The sequence below is a fragment of the Telluria sp. LT1R51-2 genome (assembly GCF_059685775.1).
Map to the genome: position 1 here is coordinate 1,529,251 of NZ_JCASIM010000001.1, position 25,499 is coordinate 1,554,749.

The following is a 25,499-nucleotide window of genomic DNA, read 5'->3' on the forward strand; positions in this document are numbered from 1 at the left end:
TTGTGACACCTGACAAAACGCCATCAGTACGGCGTGCCAAGATGTGCTTCCCCCAGAAGCGCATTGGATGGACAGGAGATTCACGTGGACAACGCCAGCGAATTCCTGCGCAGGCTGCAGAACGACCGTTCGCTATCGGGGGCGCACCGGCCCATCCGGCTGCGTCTCGGCCATGCTGATCATCCACTTGCCACCATCCTGTTGCCGCAGCGTGTTACGGGCAGTGAAGCCATTTGCGGTGGCCTCGAGTACACCGTCACCTGCGTCGCGTTCACCCCGCGCCTGCCGCTCAAGGAACTGATCGCGTTGCCGGCCGAGATCGGGCTCGTCACCGATCGTGGCGGCTTGCGTAGCGCCTGCGGCATCGTGGCCGAAGCGCGTGCCGGGGATGTCGATGGCAGCCTGGGCGTGTATCAGCTGGTGATCCGCGACGCGCTGGCGATCATGGAAAAACGCGTCAACAGCCGCGTGTTTCGCGGCCAGAACGAACTCCAGATCGTGCAGGTATTGTTCGACGAATGGCGCCAGTCCAGCAGCGTCCTGGCCAGCGCGTTCGAGTACGAACTCGATCCTCTGTTCGACCCGCGCCAGTTTCCGCCGCGCGAGCAGACCATGCAATACAACGAGTCCGACGCCGCGTTCGTGCGCCGCCTGCTGCGCCGGCGCGGCGTAGCCTGGACTTTCCGGCCAGGCCATGCGCGCACCGGGGCGCCAGACAGTGAGCGCGCTGCGTCGCCGGCCCACACGCTGGTGCTGTTCAACGACCCCGATGCACTGCCACGCAACAGTGCCGGCATGGTGCGCTACCATCAGGGCGGCGCCACCGAAGAGCGCGACACGATTGTCTCGTGGTGCGCAGCGCGCCGCCTGCAGGCCGGCAGCACGACGCGGCATAGCTGGGATTATCGCAATCCGCTGGGCACCTCCTTCATGACGGCCACCGCGCACGGCATGGCCGACCAGGGCTGCCATGGCAACGCACTGGCCGCAAGCCTGGACGACTACCAGGTCGAGATGCCGCATGCCGGCAACGACGTCGAAGACCATTGGCGCCTGGGCCAGCTGCGCATGAACCGGCATGAACTCGACACCAAGTGCTTCCACGGCGTGGGCACGGTGCGCGACCTGCGCGCCGGCGAGTGGTTCACGCTCAGCGGCCATCCCGAGATCGACACGCACCCGGCGCCCGAACGCGACTTCGTCGTCACCGCCTTGCACGTGCAGGCTCAGAACAATCTGCCGCTTGACGTGGCGACACGCCTGCAGCGCCTGATGGGCGCATCGCTGCCGGGCAACGGCGGCGTATTCCCGGCGGCCGAGGCCACGGCCGCCGGCGCTCTGCTTCGCGTGCGGGTCAGCTTCGACGCCGTGCGGCGCGGTATCGTGCTGGCGCCCGGCTTCGATCCGCGCACCGACCTGCCGCATCCGCAGCTGCAAAGCGCCATCGTGACCGGCCCGCCCGGCGAAGAAGTGCATTGCGATGCGCTGGGCAGGGTCAAGATCCGCTTTCCCGGCATGCGCACGGACGACCACCAGCATGCAAATGGGGCAGGGGCATCGGATACCCCTGCCGACTCGGCCTGGGTGCGCGTCGCGTCCAACTGGGCCGGGGCCGGTCCCGGTAGCCAGCAGCAATCCGGGACGCTCTGCATGCCGCGTGTAGGAACGGAGGTGCTGGTGGCGTTCATGGGGGGCGACCCCGACCGGCCGGTGATCCTGTCGCAGCTGTACAACGAGCGCGCGCAGCCGCCGGCACTGAGCCGCGCGGGCGCGCTGCCGGGCAATCGCTTCCTGTCCGGCATGCGCAGCCGCGAAGTGGGCGGCGCGCGCGGTGGCCAGCTGCTGTTCGACGACACGCCGGGCGAGATCGGCGTGCAACTGGCCAGCGAACATGCTGAATCGGAACTCAATCTTGGTTGGCTGAACGAACCACGCGTGGCTGGCAAGGCCGGTGCGCGCGGTGAAGGCGCCGAGCTTCGCAGCAGCAAGGCGGTGAGCGTGCGTGGTGGCGAAGGGATCCTGCTCAGCGCGGGCAGCATGGCGTCCGACGCCGGCGCCCAGCTCGAACGGGGCGCGCTCGTCGGCATCGCCGACGTCATGCACGGTGTGCTCGACGAGCTGGCCCGGCTGGCGAGCGCGCACGGCGAAGATCACGAGGCCAGGCCGCGCATGGCCGAACTCACCGAGCGCCTGCGCCGCTGGCATGATGGTTCGAATGTGGCGCCGCATCCGGTGGGGACGGGGACGGCGGCGGCGCCAGCGGCGCAGGGCGGCGCGCCGATGGTGGCGGTCAGTGCACCGGCCGGCGTGGTGCTTGCCAGTGACGATGCCATTGCGCTCGGTGCGCGCACCAAGATCGACATCGTCTCGGCCGGTGATACCGAGGCAGCCGCCGGCGGCAGCCTGTTCCTGCGCGCGGCGCGTGCGCTGAGCCTGTTCGCGTACGACCTCGGCGTCAAGCTGATCGCGGCGCGCGGCGACATCATCGTCGAAACCCACAAGGGCGATATCGAGATCAAGTCGTCCAACCGGATCCGCCTGATCGCCGCTGCCGGCATCGAGCTCGAAGCGCCGTCGGTCAAGATCGTCTCGCAGGGCACGCAAACCGACTGGGCCGGCGGTACGATCACGCATCAGAGCAGCGGCAAGCACGTCGTCAAGGCCGCCAGCGTCGATTACCTCACGGGCGGCAATGGCGTACCGGCTGGCCTGCGACTACCGGCAACTGCGCTGGAAACCGACGAGCGTGTCGTGGTCATCGACCGCCAGACCAATCTGCCTGCCAGGGGCCAGCGCTATATCGCACGGCACGAAGACGGCACCAGCATCGAAGGCATCACCGACGACGAAGGCCGCACCAGCATCCTGCACAGCTACGCCATGGGGGACATCGAAATCCGCCTGCTGGCCGCTGACATGCCCGCCGATCCGGCCCCGATTGCCACGGACCGGGCATGAATGAGCCGACCCGCCCGATCCACCAGCCGAGCGTCGAGCGTGACGGTAGCCTGGTGGCACACACGGTCGCCACGCCGGTCGCATTCAAGGTGCGCGCGCGGGTCACGATCGGCTCGCGCAAGGTCATTCCCGTCATCTTCGTGCCGGGCACCATGGGCTCGAACCTGCGGGCGCGTGCCGACATGCAGCAGCATGACGACGCCGTGCTGCGGCCCGGCGAGCCCGCCTGGCGACCACCGAACGACTTCACCGGCAAGTACCGCGAGGCCGATCTGTGGGAAACGCGCGCGCCATCCATCCGGCAGCGCATCCTGGACCCTGCCATTCTCGAGGTGGATCCTGACGGCAAGCTCGACTTTCCGCCGTGCGCACTGGACGCCGCCGTCATGCGCGAGCGGGGCTGGGGCGAAATCCACGCCGACTCGTACGGCGCTGTCCTGGCTGACCTGCAACGCCACCTGGACAAGACGTTCCTACTATCGCCGCATGGCGCGCGCCTGGTACGCCAGCACTGGCAACGGGTCATGCACTGCGACCCCGAGCGTTGGGGCGTGCGGCAGATCGATCATGTCACCGAAGCCGAGCTCGAAAAATTCGCCGGCTACCAGTATCCGGTGTACGCATTCGGCTACAACTGGCTGGCCTCGTGCGACTTGGCGGCGCACGGCCTGCGCGCGCGCATCGACCGGATCCGCGCCTTCTGGACCGAGCGCAAGCACACGTGCCGCCATGTGATCCTGGTAACCCACTCGATGGGCGGGCTGGTTGCACGCGCCTGTGCGCGCCTGAGCGAGACGGCGGGCGCATCGGATATCGCCGGCATCGTGCATGCGGTGATGCCGGCGCTGGGCGCGCCGGTGGCGTACCGGCGTATCGCCTGCGGGACCGAGGCCGGCAACTTCACCAACGGGCCACTGGCCAATCTGGCCGCGTCCGGGTTCGCTGACGTGGCCGGCGACACGAGCGAACGGACGATGCCGGTCATGGCGGTGGCGCCCGGCTTGTTGCAATTGCTGCCGAATCACCTGTATCCGACACCCTGGCTGGTGATCCGGACGCTGCGGGGCGTGAGCGCGCACGAGGACAGTCGCGACATGGTGTCACTCCCGGACGGCAATCCCTACGACATGTACCGTGACATGACATCCTGGCACCGGATGATCGATCCGGGATTGGCCGATCCGGCCAAGCGTTATGCGCACGTGAGCGGTGGCGTGCGGCGCCGGATTCTCGATGCCATCCAGGAGGCCGAGCGTTTTCATACCCAGGTTTTGTCAACCGACGTGCAGGGAAGTCCGGCCCGGCCTTACTACCATCCGCATTCGTATGCGTTGTATGGTGCCGACAAAGCGCTCAAGGCCTACGGTCAGATCCGCTGGGTGGCGCGCATTCCGGCCCACACCCGCGCAGCGCTGACGCCGGCCAATCTTCGCGCCGCCAGGCTTGTTGCACCGGGCAGCGCAGGCATGCGCGAAGTCGAGATCGAGCCAGGGACGCGCCTGAATTTCATGCTCTGGCCGCAGGACGCCCCCGGCGACGAGACGGTGCCTGCGCAATCCGGTGCCGGGCCGGTGTCGCACGTGCGGCGCACCTTTGCTGCGGCAGGATTTCGCCATCAGGACAGCTTCCAGCATGACGACCTGTTGCTCCTGACGCGGCATCTCATCGTCAAGATCGTCCAGGAAGTCCGATGAGGCGGCTCAGGAGCCGCCAGGTGCGCTGGGTCGGGGCAGTGGTGGCATTGGTCTTGATGCTTGCGTCGTTTCTTGCCAATTCCGTGCAGGCCGACCAGGACAAGCTAAAGGTGGCAAAGATGACCGGCAAGATGCAGACCGTGTGTGTGGGCCGTTTTCTGATTGATCTTCCCGCCGAGGCAACCGTGCGTCTGCGACGCGGTTTCATCAGTGGCTATGACGTCGCCAGTACCGACCGCGAATCCGACGACGAGTTCGACGGGCGTCTGGCGCAGCTTGCTGCCAATTGGCATGACGCAAGCACTGGCGATGGTCGGGCTGCGCTGGAATCCACGAAGACGATCGCGTCCGAGGGGCGGCGCGGGAACGTGTTCGTGCACAACCGGCAGTGGGCCCGGGCCTTCGAAGGCGAGCGGATTATCGACATCGAAAGCGTCGATCTGGACGGCATGCTGCGCCTGGCGCACGCAAGTATTTCGGCGAGCGCAAAGGGGATGGCGCTGGACAGCGGCGATGCGCTGGTACGCCTGCTGGGCCGGTTTCGCGCTCTCGCGCACGATGAAGTTCCGACCGAGCCGGGCTTCTGCATCGGCCACGCGATCGTGCTCGACCCGTACGAGCACCCGGAGACCGAAAGCGTGGTGATGTTCGCCGGCCTGCCTGACCATCCCGACGTGCATATCGTCCTGTCCTCGATGGCAGGCGTGGACCCGGCCCCGCGACTGCTCGAGCGTCACGCGATCACGGTCGAGCGCCGCCCGGTGTTCATGCGGCTGGCCTTTTCGCACCTGCGCGAAGCGGCGCGCGCCATCAATGGCCTCGATGGCGACGAACTCGTGATGCGCGTCAGGGAGCCCAATTTCACGACGGGCTACGCATTCCAGTGGGAGATGACGGGCCGCCAGGCTGACGTGCATGCGCCACTGCTCATGCTGGAACTGAGCGCGGGCTCCAATCCGGACAGCGGTGGCAAACCGGTGCAGTCGACGCTGTCAGAGCCGGCGCTGCTCGATCTGTGGGACGGGATCGCAGGCAGTCTCCGGCTGCGGCCGATCGCGCCCCGCCAGCCGGCGCGGCCCGAACTGCCGATGGGTGTTCTCGGCGACATCGCGCTGGCCCGTGAACGCTGTCCGTACACGGGCTGGTGGCACTGCACCGAGGCCAATGCCCAGGTGGGTGTGCTCGGCGGGCGTCGGCAGTTCATCGAAGCGGGCACGCAGATGCCGCAAGCATTGCTGCTACCGCAGGCGACCGTGTGGCAGCGGATCAGGGGCTTGCAGCCAAGCTATGAGAGCAACACGCCCACCCGGTGGCGCCTGGCGGACAGGCGTCACGCGCCGCGCGCGCTGGCAGCGGGGGCGGGGGCGCCCGATGCCGCGCTGGCGCTGCTGCCCGTGGATCAACCGTGAGCGCCTTTCGCCGAACGCGCGACACGGTGCCCGGCAGGTTGACTGGCGGCTGACCGACGCCCGAACGCCGATCCCCAGCACATGCGCAGCGCCATCCTTGCCTTCACCGCCGGCGCAGCCTGGGTCCAGATGCAGCCCGCCCTGCCTGCCCCGGCCACGCTCGCAGCCTGCGCAGCGACGGCCGTCGTCGGCTGCCTGCTGCTGCGTCGGCGCGGGCGCGGGCGCGGGCGCAGGCGCAGGCTGGCCGCCGGCCTTCTGGCCGGCCTGCTGCTCGGCATCTGCTGGGCCGCGCTACTCGCCCATCTGGCCTTGCGCCACGCCTTGCCGCTTACCGATGAAGGCCGCGACATTGCCGTGACCGGCGTCGTCGCCAGCCTGCCGCACCGCTTCGACGGCGGCGTGCGTTTCCAGTTCGACGTGGCGCAGACTGACACGCCGGGTGCGACCGTGCCGCCGACCATCATCCTGTCCTGGTACGGCGCCATCGCCGCCGATCCGTCGCGCGTGCATCCCGGCGAGCGCTGGCGCCTCGTCGTGCGCCTGCAGCGCCCGCACGGTAACGCCAACCCGCACGGCTTCGACTACGAGGCGTGGCTGCTCGAGCAGGGCATCCGCGCTACCGGCTATGTGCGTCCGGCCGACCGGCACAACCAACGCCTGACCACGTGGACCCCGGACGCGCGCTACGCCGTGGAGCGGGCGCGGGGCTGGCTGCGCAGCCGCATCCTGGCGGTCCTGGATGGCAAGCCCTATGCCGGTGTGATCGTCGCGCTGGTGATCGGCGACCAGCGCGGCATCGACCAGGCATCCTGGGACGTGTTCAACCGGACCGGCATCAGCCATCTGGTCTCGATCTCCGGTCTGCACATCACGATGCTGGCAGGCCTGGCCGCCTGGGCGACGTCGTGGTTGTGGCGCCGCTCTTTCTTCACCGGTGCCGCGCTGCCGTTGCGCTTGCCGGCCCAGAAGGCGGCGGCGCTGGCGGGTGCGGTGGTGGCGCTGCTGTACGTGCTGCTGGCAGGGTTTGGCGTGCCGGCCCAGCGCACCTTCTACATGCTGGCGGTCGTCGCGGTGGCGCTGTGGTGCGGCCGGATCGCGTCGATGTCGCATGTGCTGTGCCTGGCGCTGGGCGTGGCCGTACTGCGCGATCCGTGGGCGATGCTGTGGCCGGGCTTCTGGCTGTCGTTCGGCGCTGTGGCGGCGATCCTGTACGCGTGCAGCCGCCAGCCGGGCGCACCCACGCGCGGCTGGCGCGCCGGCCTGATGGTGGCAGCCCGCACCCAATGGGCCGTGACGCTGGGCCTGGCGCCATTGACGCTGCTGCTGTTCGGGCAAGTCTCGCTCGTGAGCCCCCTTGCCAACGCCGTGGCTATTCCCGTCATCAGCCTGTTCGTCACGCCGCTGGCGCTGGCGGGCAGCGTGCTGCCATCACCGTTGGCCGATCTGGTGCTGGGCATCGCGCACCTGGCGATGGTATTGCTGGCGTGGCCACTGAGTTGGTTGTCCGCGCCGGCGCTGGCCGTGTGGACCGCGCCCGCGCCATCACCCTGGATTCTCGTGCTGGCCCTGGCCGGCACCGCGTGGATGCTGGCCCCGCGCGGCTGGCCGCAGCGCTGGGTGGGCCTGGCCGCGTGGACGCCGTTGCTGACCCAGCTGCCGGGCGCGCCGGTGGCGGGCCGGTTCGACGTCACGGCCTTCGACGTCGGGCAGGGCATGGCGCTGCTGGTCGAAACGCAGCATCATCGGCTGCTGTACGACACCGGCCCGCTGTACGCGCCGGGCGCGAACGGCGCCACGCGCGTGATCCTGCCGTATCTGCGCGGCCGCGGCATCGGCCGGCTCGATGCGCTGGTGATCTCGCACAGCGACCTCGATCACGTCGGCGGCGCCGAAGCGGTTCTCAAAACAATCCAGGTAGGGCAGCTGATCTCGTCACTGCCGCCACCACATCCGCTGCTGCAGAAGCCGCCGCAACCGGTCCGCTGCAGTGCGGGCCAGGGCTGGAACTGGGACGGAGTGCGCTTCGAGATGCTCGCGCCCGCCGTGGCAAGCTACGCCACCCCGGGTTTGCGGTCCAACGCGCGCAGCTGCGTACTGCGCATCAGTGCCGGCAGCAGGGCGATCCTGCTAGCCGGCGACATCGAAGCGCCGCAGGAGGCTGCGCTGCTGCGCCTTGACGCCGGCCGGCTGCGCGCCGACGTGCTGCTCGCGCCGCACCACGGCAGCGGTACCTCGTCCACTGCCGCATTCCTGCAGGCGGTCGCACCGACAGTCGGCATTTTCCAGGTGGGCTACCGCAATCGTTATCGTCACCCGCAGAAACTGGTGTATGCCCGCTATGGCGCCATGGGCATCGAGCGGTTGCGCACCGATGCACATGGCGCCGTCACGCTGTCGTTCGGGCCAGGTCTGGACGTGGCGACCTACCGCGAAACGCACGCCCGCTACTGGTATGGGCGCTGAGCTGCAGACCTCATCGTCTGGTCGATGGCAACGTGATCGTCACCTGCAATCCGCCGCCGTCGCGGTTGGCGGCCACGATCTCGCCGCCATGTGCCTGCACGACGCGCTGCGCGATGGCCAGGCCGAGGCCGTGTCCGTCGATGCCGGTGCGCGAGGCGCCGGCACGGAAGAACGGCTGGAAAATGGCCGGCAGATCGGCGGGCACGATGCCCGGTCCCCGGTCGCAGACATCGACCCGTGCGACGCCGTCGATGGCGCGGACGGACACGGTCACGATGCCACCCGGGGCGCCATGTTTGGCGGCATTGCGCACCACATTCTCGAGCGCGCTCCAGAGCAGATCCGGGTCGCCTTCGACGCCGACGCGCTCGTCGGCCTCAAACTCCACCCGCAGCGCCTCACCGCCGGCCGCCTGGTCTGCCTCGAAGCGCGCATCGGCAACCAGCCCGTCGACCAGTTCAACCAGATCCACCGGCTCGCGCCGCAGTACGTCGGGCGACGCTTCCAGACGCGACAGCGTCAGCAGTTCGCCGATCAGCTGGTCCATGCGATTGCTTTCGCGTTCGATGCGTTCGAGCGTGATGCCGATCTTGTCCGGCTGCTGGTGCGCCAGGCCAAGCGCTGCCTGCATCCGCGCCAGCGGGGAGCGCAATTCGTGCGAGACGTCGTGCAGCAGGCGGCGCTGACCATCCATGAGCGCGCGCAGACGGGCGCTCATGCGGTCGAAGTCGCGGCCCAGATCGACCAGTTCGTCGCCGCCCTTGGCGCCGGGGCCGAAGCGTGGCGCCAGGTCACCGGCGGCAGCGGCCTCGAAGGCGCTGCGCAGGGCGCGGATCGGGCGCGAGAAATACCAGGCCAGCAGCGCCGCGAACAGCAGGCTGGCGAGGATGGTGGCGCCGATCACCACGCTCTGGCCGATACGGCGCCGCGGGCCGGGGCCGGGCCCAAGGCCGGGCGTCAGCGTATCGGGGCCGGTACCGTCGCGCAGCCCGTCCTGGCGGCCGGTATCACCGCCGATCTGGCGCCCGAAATTGCGCGACACGAACGCGATATATTGCTCGCCGCCCGGTCCGACCAACTGCCGCGCACCGCGCCACACGGCGCTGTCGCCACCCTGGGCGCCATCGCGCAGTTCGCGTTCGACTTCGTGCATCAAGTCGGCGGGCACTGCACGGCCGAGCAGTTCGTGGCGCGACGCGTCGAGCACGAACAGTTGCGGACGCCGCATGTCGGGCAGCAGGCTGCGCAGGGCGGGCAAGCCGCCGTGGCGCAGTGTGGCGGCGGCGGCGTCCAGCGCGATGGCGGCGGGCGGGCCGCTATCGAGTACGGGCGTGGCGCGCTGGCGCGCCTGGTCGCGTAGCCAGAACACGCCGCCCACGCCGATGGTCGCTGCCACCTGCGCCAGCAGGATACACAGGAAGAACTTCCAGAACAGCCGGCCCACGCTAGTCCTTGATCAGCTGGTAGCCCTGACGGTAAATCGTCTGGAGGCACGAGCGGCCGTCGGACAACGGCCCCAGCTTGTGCCGCAGACTGCTCAGGTGGACGTCGATATTGCGATCGAACCGCGCCAGCGGCCGACCCAGGCCCTGTTCGGACAAATCGTTCTTGCTGACCGGACGGCCGGCATTGCGGGCCAGGACTTCGAGCAGGTTGAATTCGGTGCTGGTCAGGTCGAGAGGCTGGCCGTCCCAGGTGGCGCGGCGCTGCTCGGGCAGCATGGTCAGCTTGCCGACGCTGAGCACGACGCCGGGGCCGCTCTCGGGCACGGCCTGCGTGCGGCGCAGGATGGCGCGCACCCGCGCCGTCAGTTCGCGTGGCGTGCAAGGCTTGGCCACGTAATCGTCGGCGCCCAGTTCGAGGCCCAGGATGCGGTCGGCATCGTCGCCGCGCGCGGTGAGCATCAGCACCGGCATGCGGCTGCCGGCGCGGATCTGGCGCAGCGCCTCGATGCCGCCCGCGCCGGGCATCATCACATCGAGGATCGCGATGGCGTAGCCACCGGCCAGCGCCGCGCGCGCGCCGTCTTCGCCATTGTGCACGCAGGTGACGGGAAAGCCTTCCTGTTCCAGGTATTCGGCGAACATGCCGACCAGTTCGACGTCGTCGTCGATGAGTAAAACGTTGTTCATGGCGACAGGATAGCGCAGCAGGTCCGCCCCGTCTGCGCTGCTTTACCCGGATTTACCTGGCTTAGACGCGCTTTACACGCGGCCGCCACACAATCGCCGCTTCCATCACACGAGAGGTCCACGATGACACGACCAGCTTCCCCGCGTCCCACACTGAGCGGATTGCGCGCCGCGACCGCGTTCTCCGTCTGCCTGCTGGCCACGCCCGCCGTCCTGGCCCAGCCGATGCCGCCACCGGACGGCCCTGAATACGGCGGCCCGCCGTTCGGTCAACTGCACGAGCGCGACGGCGAACCGGGTCCGTTCGGCACGCCGCCATTCCTGCGCGGCCTGAATCTGAGCGATGCGCAGAACGAACGCATCTTCACGATCCTGCACGGCCAGGCGCCCCGGCACCGCGCACTGGACCTTGCCGAACGCAGGGCCGACGACGCGCTGCGCGCGGTGGCACGTGCGCCCGAATTTGACGGGACCGCCGCATCCGCCGCCGCGCAGGCGCTGGGCCAGGCGATCGCCGACCAGGAACTGCTGCGCCTGCAGACACGCGCGATGCTCAAGGCAGTGCTCACGCCGGAGCAGCGTGCGCAGCTCGACGCGCCGCGCGGCATGGGCCGCAAGGCCGATGCTGAACGACATAATAGCCATCGTGGAGACAGCCGGAAATGAAAGCAGCATGCCATCATCACGAGGCTGGCCAAGACGCCGGCCATGACGCCGGCCATGACCACGACGCCGACCACCACCTGGGCCTGGGCGCCGACCTTGCCCGCATGCTGACCCGCACCGCCACGCGGCGCCAGTCGCTGTGCTGGCTGCTTGCCGGCGCGGGCAGTGCCGTCTTGCCGCTGGCCGGCTGCGGCGGCAGTGGCAGCAGCGCCGACGATGGTTTCGGTTTCTCGAGCTCGACCACGACGCTGGGCGCCGCCAGCACGACCAGCGGCAGCGCCGTCTGCTCGGTGATTCCCGAAGAAACCGGCGGCCCCTACCCGGGCGACGGCACCAACCGCAATGCCAACGGGGTGGCCAACGCGTTGATCCTGTCCGGCATCGTGCGCAGCGATCTGCGGGCCAGTGTGGCCAGCGCCAGCGGCATCGCGGCCGGTGTGCCGCTGACGATCCGCCTGAAGATCGAGAACGTCGCGCAGGGTTGCGCGGCCGCCGCCGGCGCCGCGGTCTACCTGTGGCACTGCACGCGCGAAGGGGGCTACTCGATGTACACCAGTGGCATCGCGGGCGAGAACTACCTGCGCGGCGTACAGGAGGCCGACAGCGACGGCTATGTCACGTTCACCACCATCTTCCCCGGCTGCTACGACGGGCGCATGCCGCACGTGCACGTCGAGGTGTACCCGACGCTGGCCAAGGCGACCAATGCAGCCAACCGCATCAGGACGTCGCAGTTCACGTTCCCGCTAGCGATCGCCAATGAGGCCTACACCAGCAGCGGTTACGCGAGCAGCGTGAGCAACCTGGCGCGCATGAGCTTTGCGCTGGATAACGTCTTCAGCGACGGCACCGCGCTGCAGATGGCCAGCGTCACGGGCACGGCCAGCCAGGGCTACAGCGCGACGCTGACAGTAGGTGTAAACATCTAAACGCGCTCCAAAGACCGGCAGTGGACGGTCCACGCCATTACAATGGGCCGCTGAATCCGGCTACCGCTCCTGTCCATGTCCAAACCGCTGCTGCACTTCGCCCACGGGAACAGCTACCCGGCGGGCACCTACAACCGCCTGCTGACCGAGCTCGCCGGGCATTACGACGTGCGCACGCTCGACATGCACGGCCACGATCCGCGCTATCCGGTCGGCGACGGCTGGAACACGCTGGTGGACGAGCTGATCGCGCATCTCGACACCTATGGCCAGCCGGCGATCCTCGTTGGCCATTCGCTCGGTGGCGCGCTGTGCACGATGGCGGCGCGGCGCCGGCCCGATCTGGCGCGCTGCGTCGTGATGCTCGATTCGCCCGTGGTGGCCGGGTGGCGCGCACTGGCCTGGCGCCTGGTCAAGCTGGCGGGGTGGGGCGCTCGTCTGTCACCGGCGCGCTTTTCGTACAAACGGCGAGAGCACTGGCCGGACCGTGACGCCGCCTACCGCCATTTTCACGCCAAGTCGATCTTCCAGGCCTGGGCGCCGGGCGCGCTCGACGACTACATGGAGCATGGCTTGGCACCGCATCCCGACGGCGTCACGCTGCGTTTCCGGCGCGACGTCGAATCGGCCATTTACCAGACGCTGCCGCATCACATGGGCGCCGTGATCCGTGCACCGTTTCCGGTGCCGGTGGGTTTCATTGCCGGCACGGTGTCCGAAGAGATGCGGCGGGCAGGGCTCGGGCCCACGCGCAAGCTGGTGGGCGAGCACCTGGTCATGATCGAAGGCGGCCATCTGTATCCGCTTGAAAAACCGGCCGAGACGGCGGGCCTGGTCCACGCGATGATCACGCGCCTGCTCGGCGGCGCCAAGGCGAACGGGTAGCAAATCAATCATCATCAGGCCTCACGGCCAGCGCCTTTTCGCGTAAAATCGCGTGATTTTCTCCCTGCTGGAAACCCAAAAAATGACTATCAAGAGCGACAACTGGATCCGCCGCATGGCGCAAAGCACTGGCATGATCGAGCCATTCGAGCCGCAGCAGGTGCGCGAGCAGGATGGCCGCCGGATCATCTCGTTCGGCACCTCGTCCTACGGCTACGACATCCGCTGCGCCGATGAATTCAAGGTCTTCACCAACATCAACAGCACGATCGTCGACCCGAAGAATTTCGATTCGAACTCGTTCGTCGACATCAAGAGCGACGTCTGCATCATCCCGCCGAACTCGTTCGCGCTGGCGCGCACGATCGAATACTTCCGCATCCCGCGCAATGTGCTGACGATCTGCCTGGGCAAATCGACCTACGCGCGCTGCGGCATCATCGTCAATGTCACGCCGTTCGAGCCGGAATGGGAAGGCTACGTCACGCTCGAGTTCTCGAACACGACGCCGCTGCCAGCCAAGATCTACGCCGGCGAAGGCTGCGCGCAGGTACTGTTCTTCGAAAGCGATGAAGTCTGCGAAACGTCGTACAAGGACCGCGGTGGCAAATACCAGGGCCAGAGCGGCGTGACACTGCCAAAGACCTGAGTAACTGCAAGACCGTTCCGCATTCATTCGGGGCAGTGTGACCGCCGCAGGGCGGCCAGACTGGCCCAGACGACTACCGGCCTGACACCCTGTCAGGCCTGCACTGCCGCTCCAGCACCGCCAAGCTGCATCCCCCCATCTGCCTGACAACACCCCGCGCGACCCGGCACGCCTGCGCACACGGTTTCGATCTACAATAAATCACACAGTGATTTTTGGTTTCGCTGTGCAAAACTAAAATCATGGAGACCGTGTTGATGAAAACGCAGCTTGCACCCTGCACGTCCCGCCGCATCGCGGCGCGGGTAGTACCGTCACTGATCGCCGTCCTGGCGCTGTCTGCCTGTGGCGGTGACGATGACGGCCCGCCGCCGCCGGCAACCACGCCGCCGGTTGCCATTCAGCCCGAACCCCTGCGCCCGCAGGATGGGCGTACCTATGCCGTCATCGAAAGCAACTTGCCATTTGCCGCCATGGCCAATGCCCCGGCGACCGACCGCTGGTGGGGCGTGCTGAACAAGGCGGGTTACCAGATCGAAGTGCCGAAGAACTGGAACGGCATGCTGGTCATGTACGCCCACGGCTACGGCGGCACGGGCCCGGTGCTGGAAGTGGCGCCGCCGGCGATCCGTCGCCACCTGGTCAGCCAGGGCTATGCGTGGGCCGCATCGAGCTACAGCACCAACTACTATGACGTGCGCGCGGGCGTCGAAGACACCAACGCGCTAGCGCTGGCCTTCCGCGATATCGCCGGCAAGAACGGCCGCACGCTGGCAGCGCCAACCAAAACCTACATCATTGGCAATTCGATGGGCGGCCATGTCACGGCGGCCGCGGTGGACGAAGAAAACATCGAGACGGCCATCAACAAGATCCGCTACCACGGTGCGGTGCCGATGTGCGGCGTACTGGGTGACACGGAGCTGTACGATTACTTCGCGGCTTACCAGACCGCAGCCATGGTGGAAGCCGGCATGCCGGCCACGCGCTGGCCGCCGGCCGACTGGGCCACCGTCGGCCCGCAGGTGCGGGCGAAGATGTTCTCGAGCTTCCCGGGCGGCAGTACGCCCACAGCGCCGGCCGTGCCGACCGCGCAGGGCCTGCGGCTCAAGCAGATCGTTGCCAGCCTCAGCGGCGGTACCCGTCCACTGTTCGACTATGCGTATGCCAGCGCGTACCAGGCCACGGTCTGGGGCACGTTCGGCCGCGACGGCAAGATGCAGGGCGTCCTCCTTGATGACGTCGTGACCACGAGCGATATCTTTTTCCAGCTCGATGCCGACCCGGGCATCAGCGCCGACGAGGTCGCCTACAATGCGAGCATCTTCCGCGTGCCTGCCACGCCTGGCGCCAACCGGCTGCGCCGCGATGGTTTGCGCTGGGTGCCGAATACGAACGCGCGGATCACCGTGCCGGTGGTGACCATCCATACGCTGGGCGACCTGTACGTGCCGTTCAAGATGGAGCAGATCTACAAGCGCCGCGCCGATGCGCTCGGCACGTCGAACCTGCTGGTCCAGCGCGCCATCCGCGGGATCGCCCACTGCGACTTCACGATCGCCGAACAGGCGTCCGCCTTTGATGCGATGGTCAAATGGGAGCAGCAGGGCGTCAAGCCCGAGGGCGACGACGTGCTGACGCCGGCCATCGTCGCCGATCCGCAGTACGGCTGCAAATTCAGCGACAACACGCCGTCGGTGGACGACAGCCGTGCGTTGCTGGCCACGCGGGCAACGTTGCCGCAGTGCGCGCCGCGCTGAGCATATACGCTTGATGCAACAACGCCAGCCGGTTGGCTGGCGTTGTCAGTAATCTGCGCGCGGGAGGGCGCGCAGCCTGCTGGATCAGTCGTCCTGGCGCACGCAGTCGACGAAGTAGCCACGCTTGCCATCGACTTCACGCTTGACAAGGCCGTGCACGTCGGTCTCGAAGCCCGGGAAGCGCTCGTTGAAGTCACGTGCAAAGCGCAGGTAATCCACGATCGTGCGGTTGAAGCGCTCGCCCGGGATCAACAGCGGAATGCCCGGCGGGTAAGGCGTGAGCAGGATCGCGGTGATGCGGCCTTCGAGTTCGTCGATCGCCACGCGCTCGATCTTGCGGTGTGCCATGTGCGCGAATGCGTCCGATGGCTTCATCGCCGGGATCATGTCCGACAGGTACATTTCGGTCGTCAGGCGTGCCACGTCGTGCGACTTGTAGAACGTGTGGATCTCGGTGCACAGGTCGCGCAGGCCATGCATTTCGTAGCGCGGATTGGCCGCGGCGAACTGCGGCATCGCGCGCCACATCTGCGCGTTGCGGTCGTAATCGTCCTTGAACTGCTGCAGCGCCGTGACCAGCGTGTTCCAGCGGCCCTTGGTGATGCCGATCGTGAACATGATGAAGAACGAGTACAGGCCGCACTTCTCGATGATGACGCCGTGCTCGGCCAGGTACTTGGTGACGATCGAGGCCGGGATACCGGTCTCGCCGAACTGACCCGACAGGTTCAGACCCGGGGTGACGATGGTCGCCTTGATCGGGTCGAGCATATTGAAGCCCGGGGCCAGGTTGCCGAAACCGTGCCACGATTCTTCGGCGCGGATCATCCAGTCGTCCTGGGTGCCGATGCCTTCTTCCGAGAACTTGTCCGGACCCCAGACCTGGAACCACCAGTCGTCGCCGAAGTCTGCATCGACCTTCTTCATCGCGCGGCGGAAGTCCAGCGCTTCCAGGATCGATTCTTCGACCAGGGCGGTCCCGCCCGGCGCTTCCATCATGGCGGCAGCGACGTCGCACGACGCGATGATCGAATACTGCGGCGAAGTCGAGGTGTGCATCAGGTACGCTTCATTGAACGCATCCTGGTCGAGCTTGACCGACTGCGATTCGCGCACCAGCACCTGCGAGGCCTGCGACAGGCCGGCCAGCAGTTTGTGCGTGGACTGGGTCGAGAAGATCATCGACTCTTTCGCGCGCGGACGGTTCTGGCCGATCGCGTGCATATTCTTGTAGAAGTCGTGGAACGTCGCATGCGGCAGCCACGCTTCGTCGAAGTGCAGCGTGTCGATTTTACCGTCGAGCATTTCGCGCAGCGTCTCGACGTTGTAGACCACGCCATCGTAGGTCGACTGGGTGATGGTCAGGATGCGTGGCTTCTTGTTGACGGCTTCGCGCGCGAACGGATTGGCTTCGATCTTGCGGGCGATCGATTCGGGCGTAAACTCGGACAGCGGAATCGGGCCGATGATGCCCAGGTTGTTCCGGGTCGGCATCAGGAACACGGGAATCGCGCCGCACATGATGATCGAGTGCAGGATCGACTTGTGGCAGTTGCGGTCGACGACGACGATGTCGCCCGGTGCGACGGTCGAGTGCCACACCATCTTGTTCGAGGTCGAGGTGCCGTTGGTCACGAAGTAGCAATGGTCGGCGCCATAGATGCGCGCGGCATTGCGTTCGGACTTGGCGATCGGACCGGTGTGATCCAGCAGCTGGCCGAGTTCTTCGACCGCGTTGCAGACGTCGGCGCGCAGCATGTTTTCGCCGAAGAACTGGTGGAACATCTGGCCGATCGGCGACTTCAGGAAGGCGACGCCGCCCGAGTGGCCGGGGCAGTGCCACGAGTACGAACCGTCGTACGCGTAGTTGACCAGCGCGCGGAAGAATGGCGGCGCCAGGCTGTCCAGATACGCCTTGGCTTCGCGGATGATGTGACGCGCGACGAATTCGGGCGTGTCTTCGAACATGTGAATGAAGCCGTGCAGTTCTTTCAGCACATCGTTCGGGATGTGGCGGCTGGTGCGCGTTTCGCCGTAGATATAGATCGGGATGTCCGCGTTCTTGTGGCGGATTTCCTTGACGAAGGCGCGCAGGCCGACCAGTGCCGAATCGGTGTCTTCGAGCGAGCCGCTGCCGAATTCCTCGTCATCGATCGACAGCACGAATGCCGATGCGCGCGACTGCTGCTGGGCGAACTGGGACAGGTCGCCATAGCTGGTCACGCCAACGACCTCCATGCCTTCTTGTTCCATCGCCGCCGCGAGGGCGCGAATGCCAAGGCCGGAGGTGTTCTCCGAGCGGAAGTCCTCGTCGATGATGACGATGGGGAAACGAAATTTCATGGACAGCTCCAAAGCGAAGCGCCGTGGGCAGCAGCCGCGCCAGTCCGGATCATTCCGAAATGGGGCAGGGCCGCCGCGCACGGCACCGTAGAAAATGAGTAGCGGATTTTCGCAGAAATTGCGGGTTCCGGTGCAGGTTTTTTTGTCAACTTACGTGGCAACTTGTTTGCCAGCTGGCTTACCAGCGAGCTCACCGGCAAGACTACCCATTCGCGCCGATCAGTGTCGCACCTTAGCTATCGAGGCGGCGCCCGGCGCGCCGGCACCCTTCGGTCAGCAGCGCGGCGGCCAGCGCCGCGCCCAGCGGAACGGGCGACAACGCGGTGGTGCTGCCTTCCAAAAAGGCAAACAGGCCCAGCGTGATGCCAAACGTGGCGACAGCGCCGGTCAGCGTCAAGAGCCACGTGCGGCGCGCCAGCAGCGTGATCGCAGCCAGTGAAATTGCAATCTGCTGCGCCACCGATGCTGCGGCCCACTGGCGCTGACGGTGCAGCGCTTCTTCGGAGCGTTTGTTCCAGTCGCGCGATGAGGCTTCCCAGCGCTCTGCTTCCTTGCGGATGACCTCTTTTTCGACGCGATAGCGCTCGACGTCCATGGTATAGCGACCAGTGTCGACGCCGGGCAGGGTGGCCGCCAGTTCGGCCAGGTTCTGGCGGCTCGACTTGGCCTGGTAATGGGCCCAGGCGTTGGCCGCGCTGGTTTTTTCCATCGCAGCGGTGGTCTTGAACAGGCTGGCGTCGTTGTGGGACGACGTGCCCAGGAACGCAAACAGCGTGCCCACAGTGGCCAGCACCGCGATCAGGACCGCGATGCGCCCGGCAAAACCGTCGCCGCCGCGCGAACCCGTGGGGCGATGTGCGTTGCTCATGGTGTGTCCTTGCCGGCGCGGCGTTGGTACGTGACGTAGGCGTAGTCGAACCCCGGTTCCCCGGCAGCCTGCGGCCGGTGCTGCGGGTCGCGTGCAGTTTCCTGCCACAGCGCCGGGTCGATCGGCGGGAAGAAGGTGTCGCAGGTAAAGCGGTGATCGATGTGCGTGACGATCATGGCATCGGCCAGATCCATGGCCGCCTCGAAGATCTGCGCGCCGCCGATGATGCTGGCCGGCGCGCCGTCCAGCAGCGCGAGCGCCGCTGCCAGCGATCCGGCACGCTCGGCGCCTTCGTGCGACCAGTCGGCGTTGCGGGTAATGACGAGATTGCGCCGGCCGGGCAATGGACGGCCAATCGAGTCGAATGTCTTGCGACCCATGATCACCGGTTTGCCGAGCGTAACGCGCTTGAAGTGCGCCAGATCCTGCGGCAGGTGCCACGGCATGCGGTTGTCGATGCCGATCCCATTGTCACGGTCGACGGCTACCACCATGGTCAACTGCGCGGTCATGGCAGGGGGCGCGGCGGTCGCGGCGTTGGGAACTGACATCGGGAGGTCCTGTGTTGGCTGGGGAATCGAGACCTTGCATGATACCAATATTTATACGGTTTATCGACGCCCGGCGCACCAAATCACGCGGTATGCGCCGTACTGACAACAGATCAATGCGCGGTATGCGAGTGCAGCACTGTCGAGCTGTTTGTCATGTGCGTCAGACAATGGCGGTTCGCGGTACCGTTGAAAACAGTAATAAAAAGTAAGCAGTATGTACTGTCTCCATGTGGCCGGGGTAAGGTCGCAGCCAGTCTGATGCGGGTGACGAATGCTGCGAGACCCGTCCCGATCTGTGACGTAGCCGCGCCTGTCGATGACGCAAAGCGCGGGAATTGAAGTCCTTGCATTCGAAGAAGTTGCATTGCAAGTTGTTATTTAAATATTTTGCTGCGACGCGTCAAAAACTAATGACTTTGAAGCTCAATTAGCATATAGTCTAGTTATGTTATTGATGTGCATCAAATGATGCAAAGTTTTTTGCATAATTTCTTGATGTAGTCGGTTGCATTTTTCTCTTTTGAAGTGGTACGCGTTTCGCGGCGCTGCAGCAAACAATTGGATGAGGTAGGCAGATCCAGCGCCATGGCATGCATGGAGGCGGTATCCGGTAACGGCAGCACAGGCTGCGCGCTTGGCCGGGCACGCTTCGATCGTGGCTTCAAGCGTTCGCGATGATGCTCGCACGACGGCGCGCCTGCCGGAAGAATGTTGCGCACCTTATTCAATTCATGATGATTGGATCTGTCACGATGAATAACTTCGACCCTGCTGCCACTGTCGGCAAACGCGATAAACATCCGTCTCTGGACGCGGCTGAACTTGGTTCGCTGCTGAAAAAGGGCAGTGCGCAGTCGTCTGCCAGATACTGGCTGCCATTCTTCATCAACCTGCTCAAGATCTCCGATGTCGCTGTCCTGCTGCTGGCAGGTTTCGGCGGCTTCTATGTGCGCTTCGGCCTAGACGCCAGGCTGAGCACGGCCGGTCACCTTTTCATCTACCTGAGCACGCTCGTCATCATCGTGTCGCTGCACTGCGCGCAGGCGTATCGCGAGCGCGAAATCCTGTCGCTCAATTCGCTCCTGAGCAAGCTGGGTCTGGGCTTTTTTGGCGGTCTTTCCCTGATTACCATCGTTGGCTACCTGTCCGGCACGTTGTCGGAGTATTCGCGCGTCTGGGTCGCCACCAGTGCCTGCGCCTGGTTTGTCCTGCTGCTGGCGAATCGCCTCATCCTGACACGCCTGATCTACCGTGCGCGCATGGCGAACATGCTCGACGAGTCGATCATCATCGTCGGCGCCAATGAGCGCGCCGAGTTGATCGTCAATGCGATCAAGCGCAGCGGAAACGCAAACATCCGGGTGCTGGGTGTGTTCGACGACCGCGTCGAACGGGGCATTCCGGCCACGCTGCGCAAGCACATGCTTGGTTCTACCTGCACGATGCTCGATTACATTCGCGCCAACCCTGTTGACCGTGTCGTGGTAGCGCTACCCTGGCTGGCAACGGAACGGGTCGAAGCCTTGCTCACAAAACTGCGCACCGTGCCGGTCAGGATCGACCTGGTGCCGAACAACGTTGTCTGGCAATTCCCATCCATTAATATGGAGCGCCTGGCAGGCGTGCCAGTCCTGACCATCGCCAACAGCCGCGTCGGCGAGCAGATGGGGCGTCTCAAGCGGGCCGAAGATCTTGTCATCTCCAGTATCCTGCTCGCACTGGTCAGCCCGGTACTCGCCATCATTGCGCTTGCGATCAAGTTCGATAGCCCGGGTCCGGTGATCTTCAAGCAGCGGCGCCATGGCTTCAACAACCATGAATTCGAAGTCTGGAAGTTCCGCTCGATGAAGTTCGATGACTGCGCCAGCGCCGAAGTCAAGCAGGCAACGCGCTTTGACAGCCGGGTCACGCGTGTCGGCAGCTTCCTGCGCCGCAGCAGCCTGGACGAACTGCCGCAGCTGTTCAACGTGCTGTTCGGCCATATGTCGATCGTCGGTCCTCGGCCTCATGCGATCAAGCACAACCTGGAATTTGGCGCCATCATTTCGGAATATTACGCCCGCCACAACGTCAAGCCGGGTATCACCGGCTGGGCGCAGGTGAATGGTTTCCGGGGTGAGACCGATACGCTGGACAAAATGCAGCGCCGCGTCGAGCACGATCTGCACTATATCGAGCACTGGTCGCTGATGCTCGACATGAAGATTCTCATCATGACGGCATTTTCGGTCTGGTTCCACAAGACCGCGTATTGACACCCGGGCAGTGCGCTGCCCCGTCGCTGTCCGAGACGCTGTTGCCAGCGCACGTAACGAACGCGTGCTCATGGCGTGATGTAGTAGAATTGCAACTTATCCTGATAAAAAGACATGTTTGCCCGCTACGGCCACGCTGTCTTGATTACGCTGATTAAAAAGTGTACGGCGTGCATGTGTTGCAAGCGGGCGGGAAGAAGCGTGAATAAATATTATCTGGGATGGGATTCTTCTTGTACTTACTGCGAACCTGCGAACGTCATGTTGGCTCCAGCGCTGCGCGGTCGGCAAGCCGGCTGCCGGCCAGCCGTCTGTGCCTGAAGCTGACCGCAGCGGGGTGCGTGGCGCTCGTGTGTTCCTTGTCCAGCACGCCTGCGCTGTCCGGCACGCTGCAGCCATTTGTCAGTGCTGGCGTCGAACATGACGACAACCTGTTCCGTGCGTCGAGCGACGAAGCAACGCGCTCGGCGGCGCGCGGCGACACCTACCGGAGTGCCGGTGGTGGTGTGCGCTTCGAGCGCCCCGTCAGTCGTCAAGTGATCACGGCGTTTGCCGATTTTTCGTCGGTGAAATTTGACCGCAACAGCCAGCTGGACTATCTCCGCAAGGACCTGCGCGCTGACTGGCACTGGTTTGTCGCATCGCATTTCGACGGACACATTGGCGGTTATTACCGGCAAGAGCTGGCGTCATTTGCGGATTTCGACGTCGTCCAGCGCAACCTGCGGGTCAGCAAGAAGCAGTACGCAGACGGCCGGTGGCGATTTCACCCGAGCTGGCAGTTGCGTGGCGAGGTCTCGAAAGAAGAGTACGCCTACGAACTGGCGTCGCAACGCGCCAGCGACCGGACCGAGGATTCATGGGTAGCGGGGTTTGACTATCTGGCACGCAGCGGCAGCACGGCTGGTTTCCAACTGCGCCGGCTGGAAGGCAAGTATCCGAACTGGCTGACGGCAGGCAACACGGGCACGCTGATCAACGGCTATGACCAGGACGAAGCGAAACTCAACGTCCTGTGGCTGGCAACGGGGAGCACGCAACTGCTGTTTCTGGGCGGCTGGGTGCAGCGCAAGCAGATGGGCCAATCGACGCGCGATGACAGCGGGACCAATGCACGGCTGATCGTCAATTACACGCCGGCGGGACGCGTCAAGGTTACCGGCCAGGCCTGGCGCGAATTTGCGGCCATCGACGGCGCGCTGATCGGCAGTGCGCTGGCCAACGGCGCCAGTGCGCTCGTGACGTGGGAGTTCACGTCAAAGATCCAGGCCGAGGTGGACGTGCGGCGCGAAGAGCGCGAATTCAAGCCGTTCGGTGGCGCCGCCGTGCCGGTCGTCGCCGCCGATCTGGCCAGCGACAGCCGCGACACGAAGTCAGTCGCACTCGTCTACAAGCCGCTGCGTAATATCACCATCAAGGCGCGGGCATTCCAGGAGCAGCGCTCGGGCAGCCTCGCCGCAGGCACCAATAGCTACAAGGCAAATGGCGGCTCCATCAACGCCACGTTGCAATTTAATTGAGTCACTGTACCAACGAGTTTCACCGTCGTTTCCAGCTGTTGCAGACACCAACGAACGATCTGAATTGCACTATCGACACTTTGCGAATGGAATGAACTTAACATGAAACAAATCTTGCTTGGTATCTTCGCCGTCTTGCTGGCATGGAGCATGGGGAGCGCGCACGCCGAAGAGCTGGTGCTCGGCGGCGGAGACGTCGTCAAGATCTCGGTATTCGGTAATCCCGATCTGGCCGTGGAGACCCGCGTCAGCGAATCGGGCTTCATCACCATGCCGCTGGTCGGCCAGGTTGCTGTCGCCGGTCTGTCGAGCGCGGCGGCAGAAGCGAAAATCGCCAGCATGCTCGAGCGCGGCAACTTCGTGAAAAAACCGCAGGTCAATCTGTTGATCACAGCGCTGACGAGCCAGCAGGTATCCGTGCTGGGCCAGGTCAAAAAAGCAGGGCGCTATGCAATTGACGGTCGCCGCAGCGTGCTGGACATGCTGGCACTGGCCGGTGGCATCGACACCAACGGTGGCGACATTGTCACCGTGGTGCGCACGCGTAACGGCAAGGTCGTCAAGGACCAGTTGGATACGGCCGAGCTGATGCGCACTGCCGACATGGCGGGCAATTACGATCTGCAGGGTGGCGACGTCATCTTCGTCGAGCGCGCACCGCGCTTTTATATCTATGGCGAAGTGCAGCGCCCGGGCATGCTGCGCCTGGAGCGTCAGATGACGGTGTTGCAGGGCCTCTCGGCCGGCGGCGGTCTGACGGCGCGCGGTACCGAACGCGGCCTGCGCATCAAGCGCCGCGACGCGAGCGGCAAGCTGCAGGTCATCAATGTGAAGGGCGACGATCTGCTTCTGCCCGATGACGTCGTGTACGTCAAGGAAAGCCTGTTCTGACGGTGCGCCGTCGCCCTGTCCAGCGAGCGCCGCACGTGCGCACGCCATTGCACTTTATTGAAAGCCAACCATGAACCCAAGCCTGTTGTTGCTCGCCTTGCGCGCACGCTACAAGATCGTGCTGCTCGCGCTCGGCGTGACGGTGCTCGCCGCCGTCGTCTTCAGCATGATGCAGCCGAAAAAATACGTCGCCACCGTGTCGATGGTCGTCAATTACAAGGGCGTCGATCCGGTCACCGGCCTGAGCGCACCAGCGCAGCTGATGCCCGGCTATATTGCGACCCAGGTCGACATCATCAAGAGCAAGAGCGTGGCGCTGAAAGTCGTCGACGACCTGGGTCTGGCCAACGCGCCGGACGCGCAGGCGCGCTTCCAGAATGCTACCGGCGGCAATGGTGGCACGCTGCGCGAGTGGCTCGCCGATTCGCTGCGCGGCAATGTGGACGTGGTGCCGGCGCGCGAGAGCAGCGTGCTGACGATTAACTTCCGTGGCTCGGACCCGCAATTCGTGTCGAAGGCGGCCAATGCGTTCGCCAACGCCTACCTCGACGTCAGTGTCCAGCTCAAGACCGATCCGGTGCAGCGCGCCAGCAGCTATATCACGGCCCAGATCAAGACCCTGCGCAACCGTTATGAGCTGGCGCAGTCGCGCCTGTCCAAGTACCAGAAGGACAACAACATCTACAGTGCGGACAACCGCCTGGACGTCGAAACAGCGCGCCTGAACGAGCTGTCGAGCCAGCTGGTGGTCGTGCAGAGCCAGAGCATGGACGCTGCCTCGCGCCGCAGCCAGGCGCAGGGTAACTCCGGCAGCTCGCCCGACGTCATGAACAACCCGGTGGTGCAGACCCTGCAAACGAGCCTGTCGCTGGCCGAAGCCAAGTTTGCCGACATCTCGCAGCGCCTGGCGTCGAACCACCCGCAATACAAGGCGGCCGAGTCCGAAGTGGCCAAGCTGCGCTCGAATCTGGAACAGCAAAAGCGCACTTCGTCCAGCAGCGTGGTGGCCTCGGCCGACATCAGCGAGCGCCGCGAAGGCGAGCTGCGCGCCGCCCTGGCAGCGCAAAAAGACCGCGTGCAATCCCTGAACGGCGCCCGTGACGAATTCAACCTGCTCAGCAATGAGGCGGAAAACGCCCGTCGCGCCTACGAATCGGCCAGTCAGCGCCTGAACACGATCAGCCTGGAAGGCGAGTCCAAGCAGGCCGATATCGCCGTGCTGAGCGAGGCCACGCCACCGTTGCAGCCGGCCGGTCCGCGCGTGTCGCTGAACATCGTGCTGGCAATCATCGCGGGTACCATTCTGGGTCTGGGCGCCGTCCTGGTGCTGGAACTGCTGGACCAGCGCATCCGTTCGGCGTCGCATCTGACCGAAGCGTTCGGCCTGCCGATGCTGGGCGTGATCCAGAAGCCACGTGTGGCATCCAGAAAGAACCAGTCCTTTCCCAAGTCGCCTGGCGCCAAGCGCACCGGCAACCTGACGCGGCCGACCTAAATGGCGCATCAGCATATTGACCAGCATG

At 65.4% G+C, this 25,499-nt stretch carries 19 protein-coding genes; 13 read left to right on the forward strand and 6 right to left on the reverse strand.

The window, feature by feature from the left end; all coding sequences use genetic code 11:
- Positions 1 to 84 precede the first annotated feature (84 nt).
- From AC56LH_RS06870 to AC56LH_RS06885, 4 genes are all read left to right on the forward strand, one after another.
- On the forward strand, positions 85 to 2,958 hold the full coding sequence (locus tag AC56LH_RS06870; protein WP_499645101.1) for a type VI secretion system Vgr family protein: 2,874 nt from the start codon (positions 85 to 87) through the stop codon (positions 2,956 to 2,958).
- On the forward strand, positions 2,955 to 4,652 hold the full coding sequence (locus AC56LH_RS06875) for an esterase/lipase family protein (protein ID WP_499645103.1): 1,698 nt from the start codon (positions 2,955 to 2,957) through the stop codon (positions 4,650 to 4,652). Before AC56LH_RS06870 ends, AC56LH_RS06875 begins: the two co-directional genes overlap by 4 nt.
- Positions 4,649 to 6,061: a T6SS immunity protein Tli4 family protein gene (locus AC56LH_RS06880; RefSeq protein ID WP_499645105.1), complete on the forward strand. Its 1,413-nt coding sequence runs from the start codon at positions 4,649 to 4,651 to the stop codon at positions 6,059 to 6,061. Before AC56LH_RS06875 ends, AC56LH_RS06880 begins: the two co-directional genes overlap by 4 nt.
- An 81-nt stretch (positions 6,062 to 6,142) precedes the next feature.
- On the forward strand, positions 6,143 to 8,524 hold the full coding sequence (locus AC56LH_RS06885) for a DNA internalization-related competence protein ComEC/Rec2 (RefSeq protein ID WP_499645107.1): 2,382 nt from the start codon (positions 6,143 to 6,145) through the stop codon (positions 8,522 to 8,524).
- Positions 8,525 to 8,534: 10 nt separating this feature from the next.
- On the opposite strand, the gene AC56LH_RS06890 is transcribed toward AC56LH_RS06885, so the two are convergent.
- The gene (locus tag AC56LH_RS06890) at positions 8,535 to 9,968 is read right to left on the reverse strand and encodes a sensor histidine kinase (protein ID WP_499645109.1); all 1,434 of its coding nucleotides are present in this window, start codon (positions 9,966 to 9,968) and stop codon (positions 8,535 to 8,537) included.
- A 1-nt stretch (position 9,969) separates the two neighbouring features.
- A complete protein-coding gene (locus AC56LH_RS06895) occupies positions 9,970 to 10,656 on the reverse strand; it encodes a response regulator transcription factor (RefSeq protein ID WP_499577891.1) in 687 nt (228 codons plus the stop codon).
- A 123-nt stretch (positions 10,657 to 10,779) separates the two neighbouring features.
- Between AC56LH_RS06895 and AC56LH_RS06900 the strand changes: the two genes are divergently transcribed.
- From AC56LH_RS06900 to AC56LH_RS06920, 5 genes are all read left to right on the forward strand, one after another.
- Positions 10,780 to 11,322 carry a Spy/CpxP family protein refolding chaperone gene (locus tag AC56LH_RS06900; RefSeq protein WP_499645111.1) on the forward strand — a complete coding sequence of 181 codons (543 nt, stop codon included), beginning with the start codon at positions 10,780 to 10,782 and terminating at the stop codon, positions 11,320 to 11,322.
- Complete coding sequence (locus tag AC56LH_RS06905) at positions 11,319 to 12,251, forward strand: dioxygenase family protein (protein ID WP_499645113.1); 933 nt, start codon at positions 11,319 to 11,321, stop codon at positions 12,249 to 12,251. The genes AC56LH_RS06900 and AC56LH_RS06905 overlap by 4 nt, the downstream gene beginning before the upstream one ends.
- A 75-nt stretch (positions 12,252 to 12,326) precedes the next feature.
- The gene (locus AC56LH_RS06910) at positions 12,327 to 13,136 is read left to right on the forward strand and encodes an alpha/beta hydrolase (protein WP_499645115.1); all 810 of its coding nucleotides are present in this window, start codon (positions 12,327 to 12,329) and stop codon (positions 13,134 to 13,136) included.
- A gap of 82 nt (positions 13,137 to 13,218) precedes the next feature.
- Complete coding sequence (dcd, locus tag AC56LH_RS06915; RefSeq protein WP_367608655.1) at positions 13,219 to 13,785, forward strand: dCTP deaminase; 567 nt, start codon at positions 13,219 to 13,221, stop codon at positions 13,783 to 13,785.
- A 257-nt stretch (positions 13,786 to 14,042) separates the two neighbouring features.
- The gene (locus tag AC56LH_RS06920; RefSeq protein WP_499645116.1) at positions 14,043 to 15,545 is read left to right on the forward strand and encodes an alpha/beta hydrolase family protein; all 1,503 of its coding nucleotides are present in this window, start codon (positions 14,043 to 14,045) and stop codon (positions 15,543 to 15,545) included.
- Positions 15,546 to 15,629: 84 nt separating this feature from the next.
- Here the strand turns inward: AC56LH_RS06920 and AC56LH_RS06925 are convergent, their stop codons facing one another.
- The 4 genes from AC56LH_RS06925 to AC56LH_RS06940 all read right to left on the reverse strand — a co-directional run bounded on the left by AC56LH_RS06925 (position 15,630) and on the right by AC56LH_RS06940 (position 20,029).
- A complete protein-coding gene (locus AC56LH_RS06925; protein WP_482898597.1) occupies positions 15,630 to 17,888 on the reverse strand; it encodes an Orn/Lys/Arg family decarboxylase in 2,259 nt (752 codons plus the stop codon).
- 232 nt (positions 17,889 to 18,120) lie between these two features.
- A complete protein-coding gene (locus AC56LH_RS06930) occupies positions 18,121 to 18,756 on the reverse strand; it encodes a DUF4337 domain-containing protein (RefSeq protein ID WP_499645118.1) in 636 nt (211 codons plus the stop codon).
- Positions 18,753 to 19,307 carry a dihydrofolate reductase gene (locus tag AC56LH_RS06935; RefSeq protein WP_499645120.1) on the reverse strand — a complete coding sequence of 185 codons (555 nt, stop codon included), beginning with the start codon at positions 19,305 to 19,307 and terminating at the stop codon, positions 18,753 to 18,755. The genes AC56LH_RS06930 and AC56LH_RS06935 overlap by 4 nt, the downstream gene beginning before the upstream one ends.
- 464 nt (positions 19,308 to 19,771) lie before the next feature.
- Positions 19,772 to 20,029: a hypothetical protein gene (locus AC56LH_RS06940; protein WP_499645121.1), complete on the reverse strand. Its 258-nt coding sequence runs from the start codon at positions 20,027 to 20,029 to the stop codon at positions 19,772 to 19,774.
- Between the two features lie 33 nt (positions 20,030 to 20,062).
- On the opposite strand from AC56LH_RS06940, the gene AC56LH_RS06945 reads away from it, so the two are divergent.
- From AC56LH_RS06945 to epsF, 4 genes are all read left to right on the forward strand, one after another.
- On the forward strand, positions 20,063 to 21,565 hold the full coding sequence (locus AC56LH_RS06945; RefSeq protein WP_499645123.1) for an undecaprenyl-phosphate glucose phosphotransferase: 1,503 nt from the start codon (positions 20,063 to 20,065) through the stop codon (positions 21,563 to 21,565).
- Positions 21,566 to 21,924: 359 nt separating this feature from the next.
- Positions 21,925 to 23,085: an XrtB/PEP-CTERM-associated polysaccharide biosynthesis outer membrane protein EpsL gene (gene epsL / locus AC56LH_RS06950; protein WP_499645125.1), complete on the forward strand. Its 1,161-nt coding sequence runs from the start codon at positions 21,925 to 21,927 to the stop codon at positions 23,083 to 23,085.
- A gap of 102 nt (positions 23,086 to 23,187) precedes the next feature.
- Positions 23,188 to 23,976: a polysaccharide export protein EpsE gene (gene epsE, locus AC56LH_RS06955; RefSeq protein ID WP_499645127.1), complete on the forward strand. Its 789-nt coding sequence runs from the start codon at positions 23,188 to 23,190 to the stop codon at positions 23,974 to 23,976.
- 70 nt (positions 23,977 to 24,046) lie between these two features.
- Positions 24,047 to 25,471 carry a chain length determinant protein EpsF gene (epsF, locus tag AC56LH_RS06960; protein WP_499645129.1) on the forward strand — a complete coding sequence of 475 codons (1,425 nt, stop codon included), beginning with the start codon at positions 24,047 to 24,049 and terminating at the stop codon, positions 25,469 to 25,471.
- Positions 25,472 to 25,499 lie beyond the last annotated feature (28 nt).

Coding starts and splice junctions, on each gene's coding strand:
- AC56LH_RS06875 (WP_499645103.1), top strand. CDS start 2,955: ATGAATGAGCCGACCCGCCCGATCCACCAGCCGAGCGTCGAGCGTGAC.
- AC56LH_RS06880 (WP_499645105.1), top strand. CDS start 4,649: ATGAGGCGGCTCAGGAGCCGCCAGGTGCGCTGGGTCGGGGCAGTGGTG.
- AC56LH_RS06885 (WP_499645107.1), top strand. CDS start 6,143: ATGCGCAGCGCCATCCTTGCCTTCACCGCCGGCGCAGCCTGGGTCCAG.
- AC56LH_RS06895 (WP_499577891.1), bottom strand. CDS start 10,656: ATGAACAACGTTTTACTCATCGACGACGACGTCGAACTGGTCGGCATG.
- AC56LH_RS06900 (WP_499645111.1), top strand. CDS start 10,780: ATGACACGACCAGCTTCCCCGCGTCCCACACTGAGCGGATTGCGCGCC.
- AC56LH_RS06905 (WP_499645113.1), top strand. CDS start 11,319: ATGAAAGCAGCATGCCATCATCACGAGGCTGGCCAAGACGCCGGCCAT.
- AC56LH_RS06910 (WP_499645115.1), top strand. CDS start 12,327: ATGTCCAAACCGCTGCTGCACTTCGCCCACGGGAACAGCTACCCGGCG.
- dcd (WP_367608655.1), top strand. CDS start 13,219: ATGACTATCAAGAGCGACAACTGGATCCGCCGCATGGCGCAAAGCACT.
- AC56LH_RS06920 (WP_499645116.1), top strand. CDS start 14,043: ATGAAAACGCAGCTTGCACCCTGCACGTCCCGCCGCATCGCGGCGCGG.
- AC56LH_RS06925 (WP_482898597.1), bottom strand. CDS start 17,888: ATGAAATTTCGTTTCCCCATCGTCATCATCGACGAGGACTTCCGCTCG.
- AC56LH_RS06930 (WP_499645118.1), bottom strand. CDS start 18,756: ATGAGCAACGCACATCGCCCCACGGGTTCGCGCGGCGGCGACGGTTTT.
- AC56LH_RS06935 (WP_499645120.1), bottom strand. CDS start 19,307: ATGTCAGTTCCCAACGCCGCGACCGCCGCGCCCCCTGCCATGACCGCG.
- AC56LH_RS06945 (WP_499645123.1), top strand. CDS start 20,063: ATGAATAACTTCGACCCTGCTGCCACTGTCGGCAAACGCGATAAACAT.
- epsE (WP_499645127.1), top strand. CDS start 23,188: ATGAAACAAATCTTGCTTGGTATCTTCGCCGTCTTGCTGGCATGGAGC.
- epsF (WP_499645129.1), top strand. CDS start 24,047: ATGAACCCAAGCCTGTTGTTGCTCGCCTTGCGCGCACGCTACAAGATC.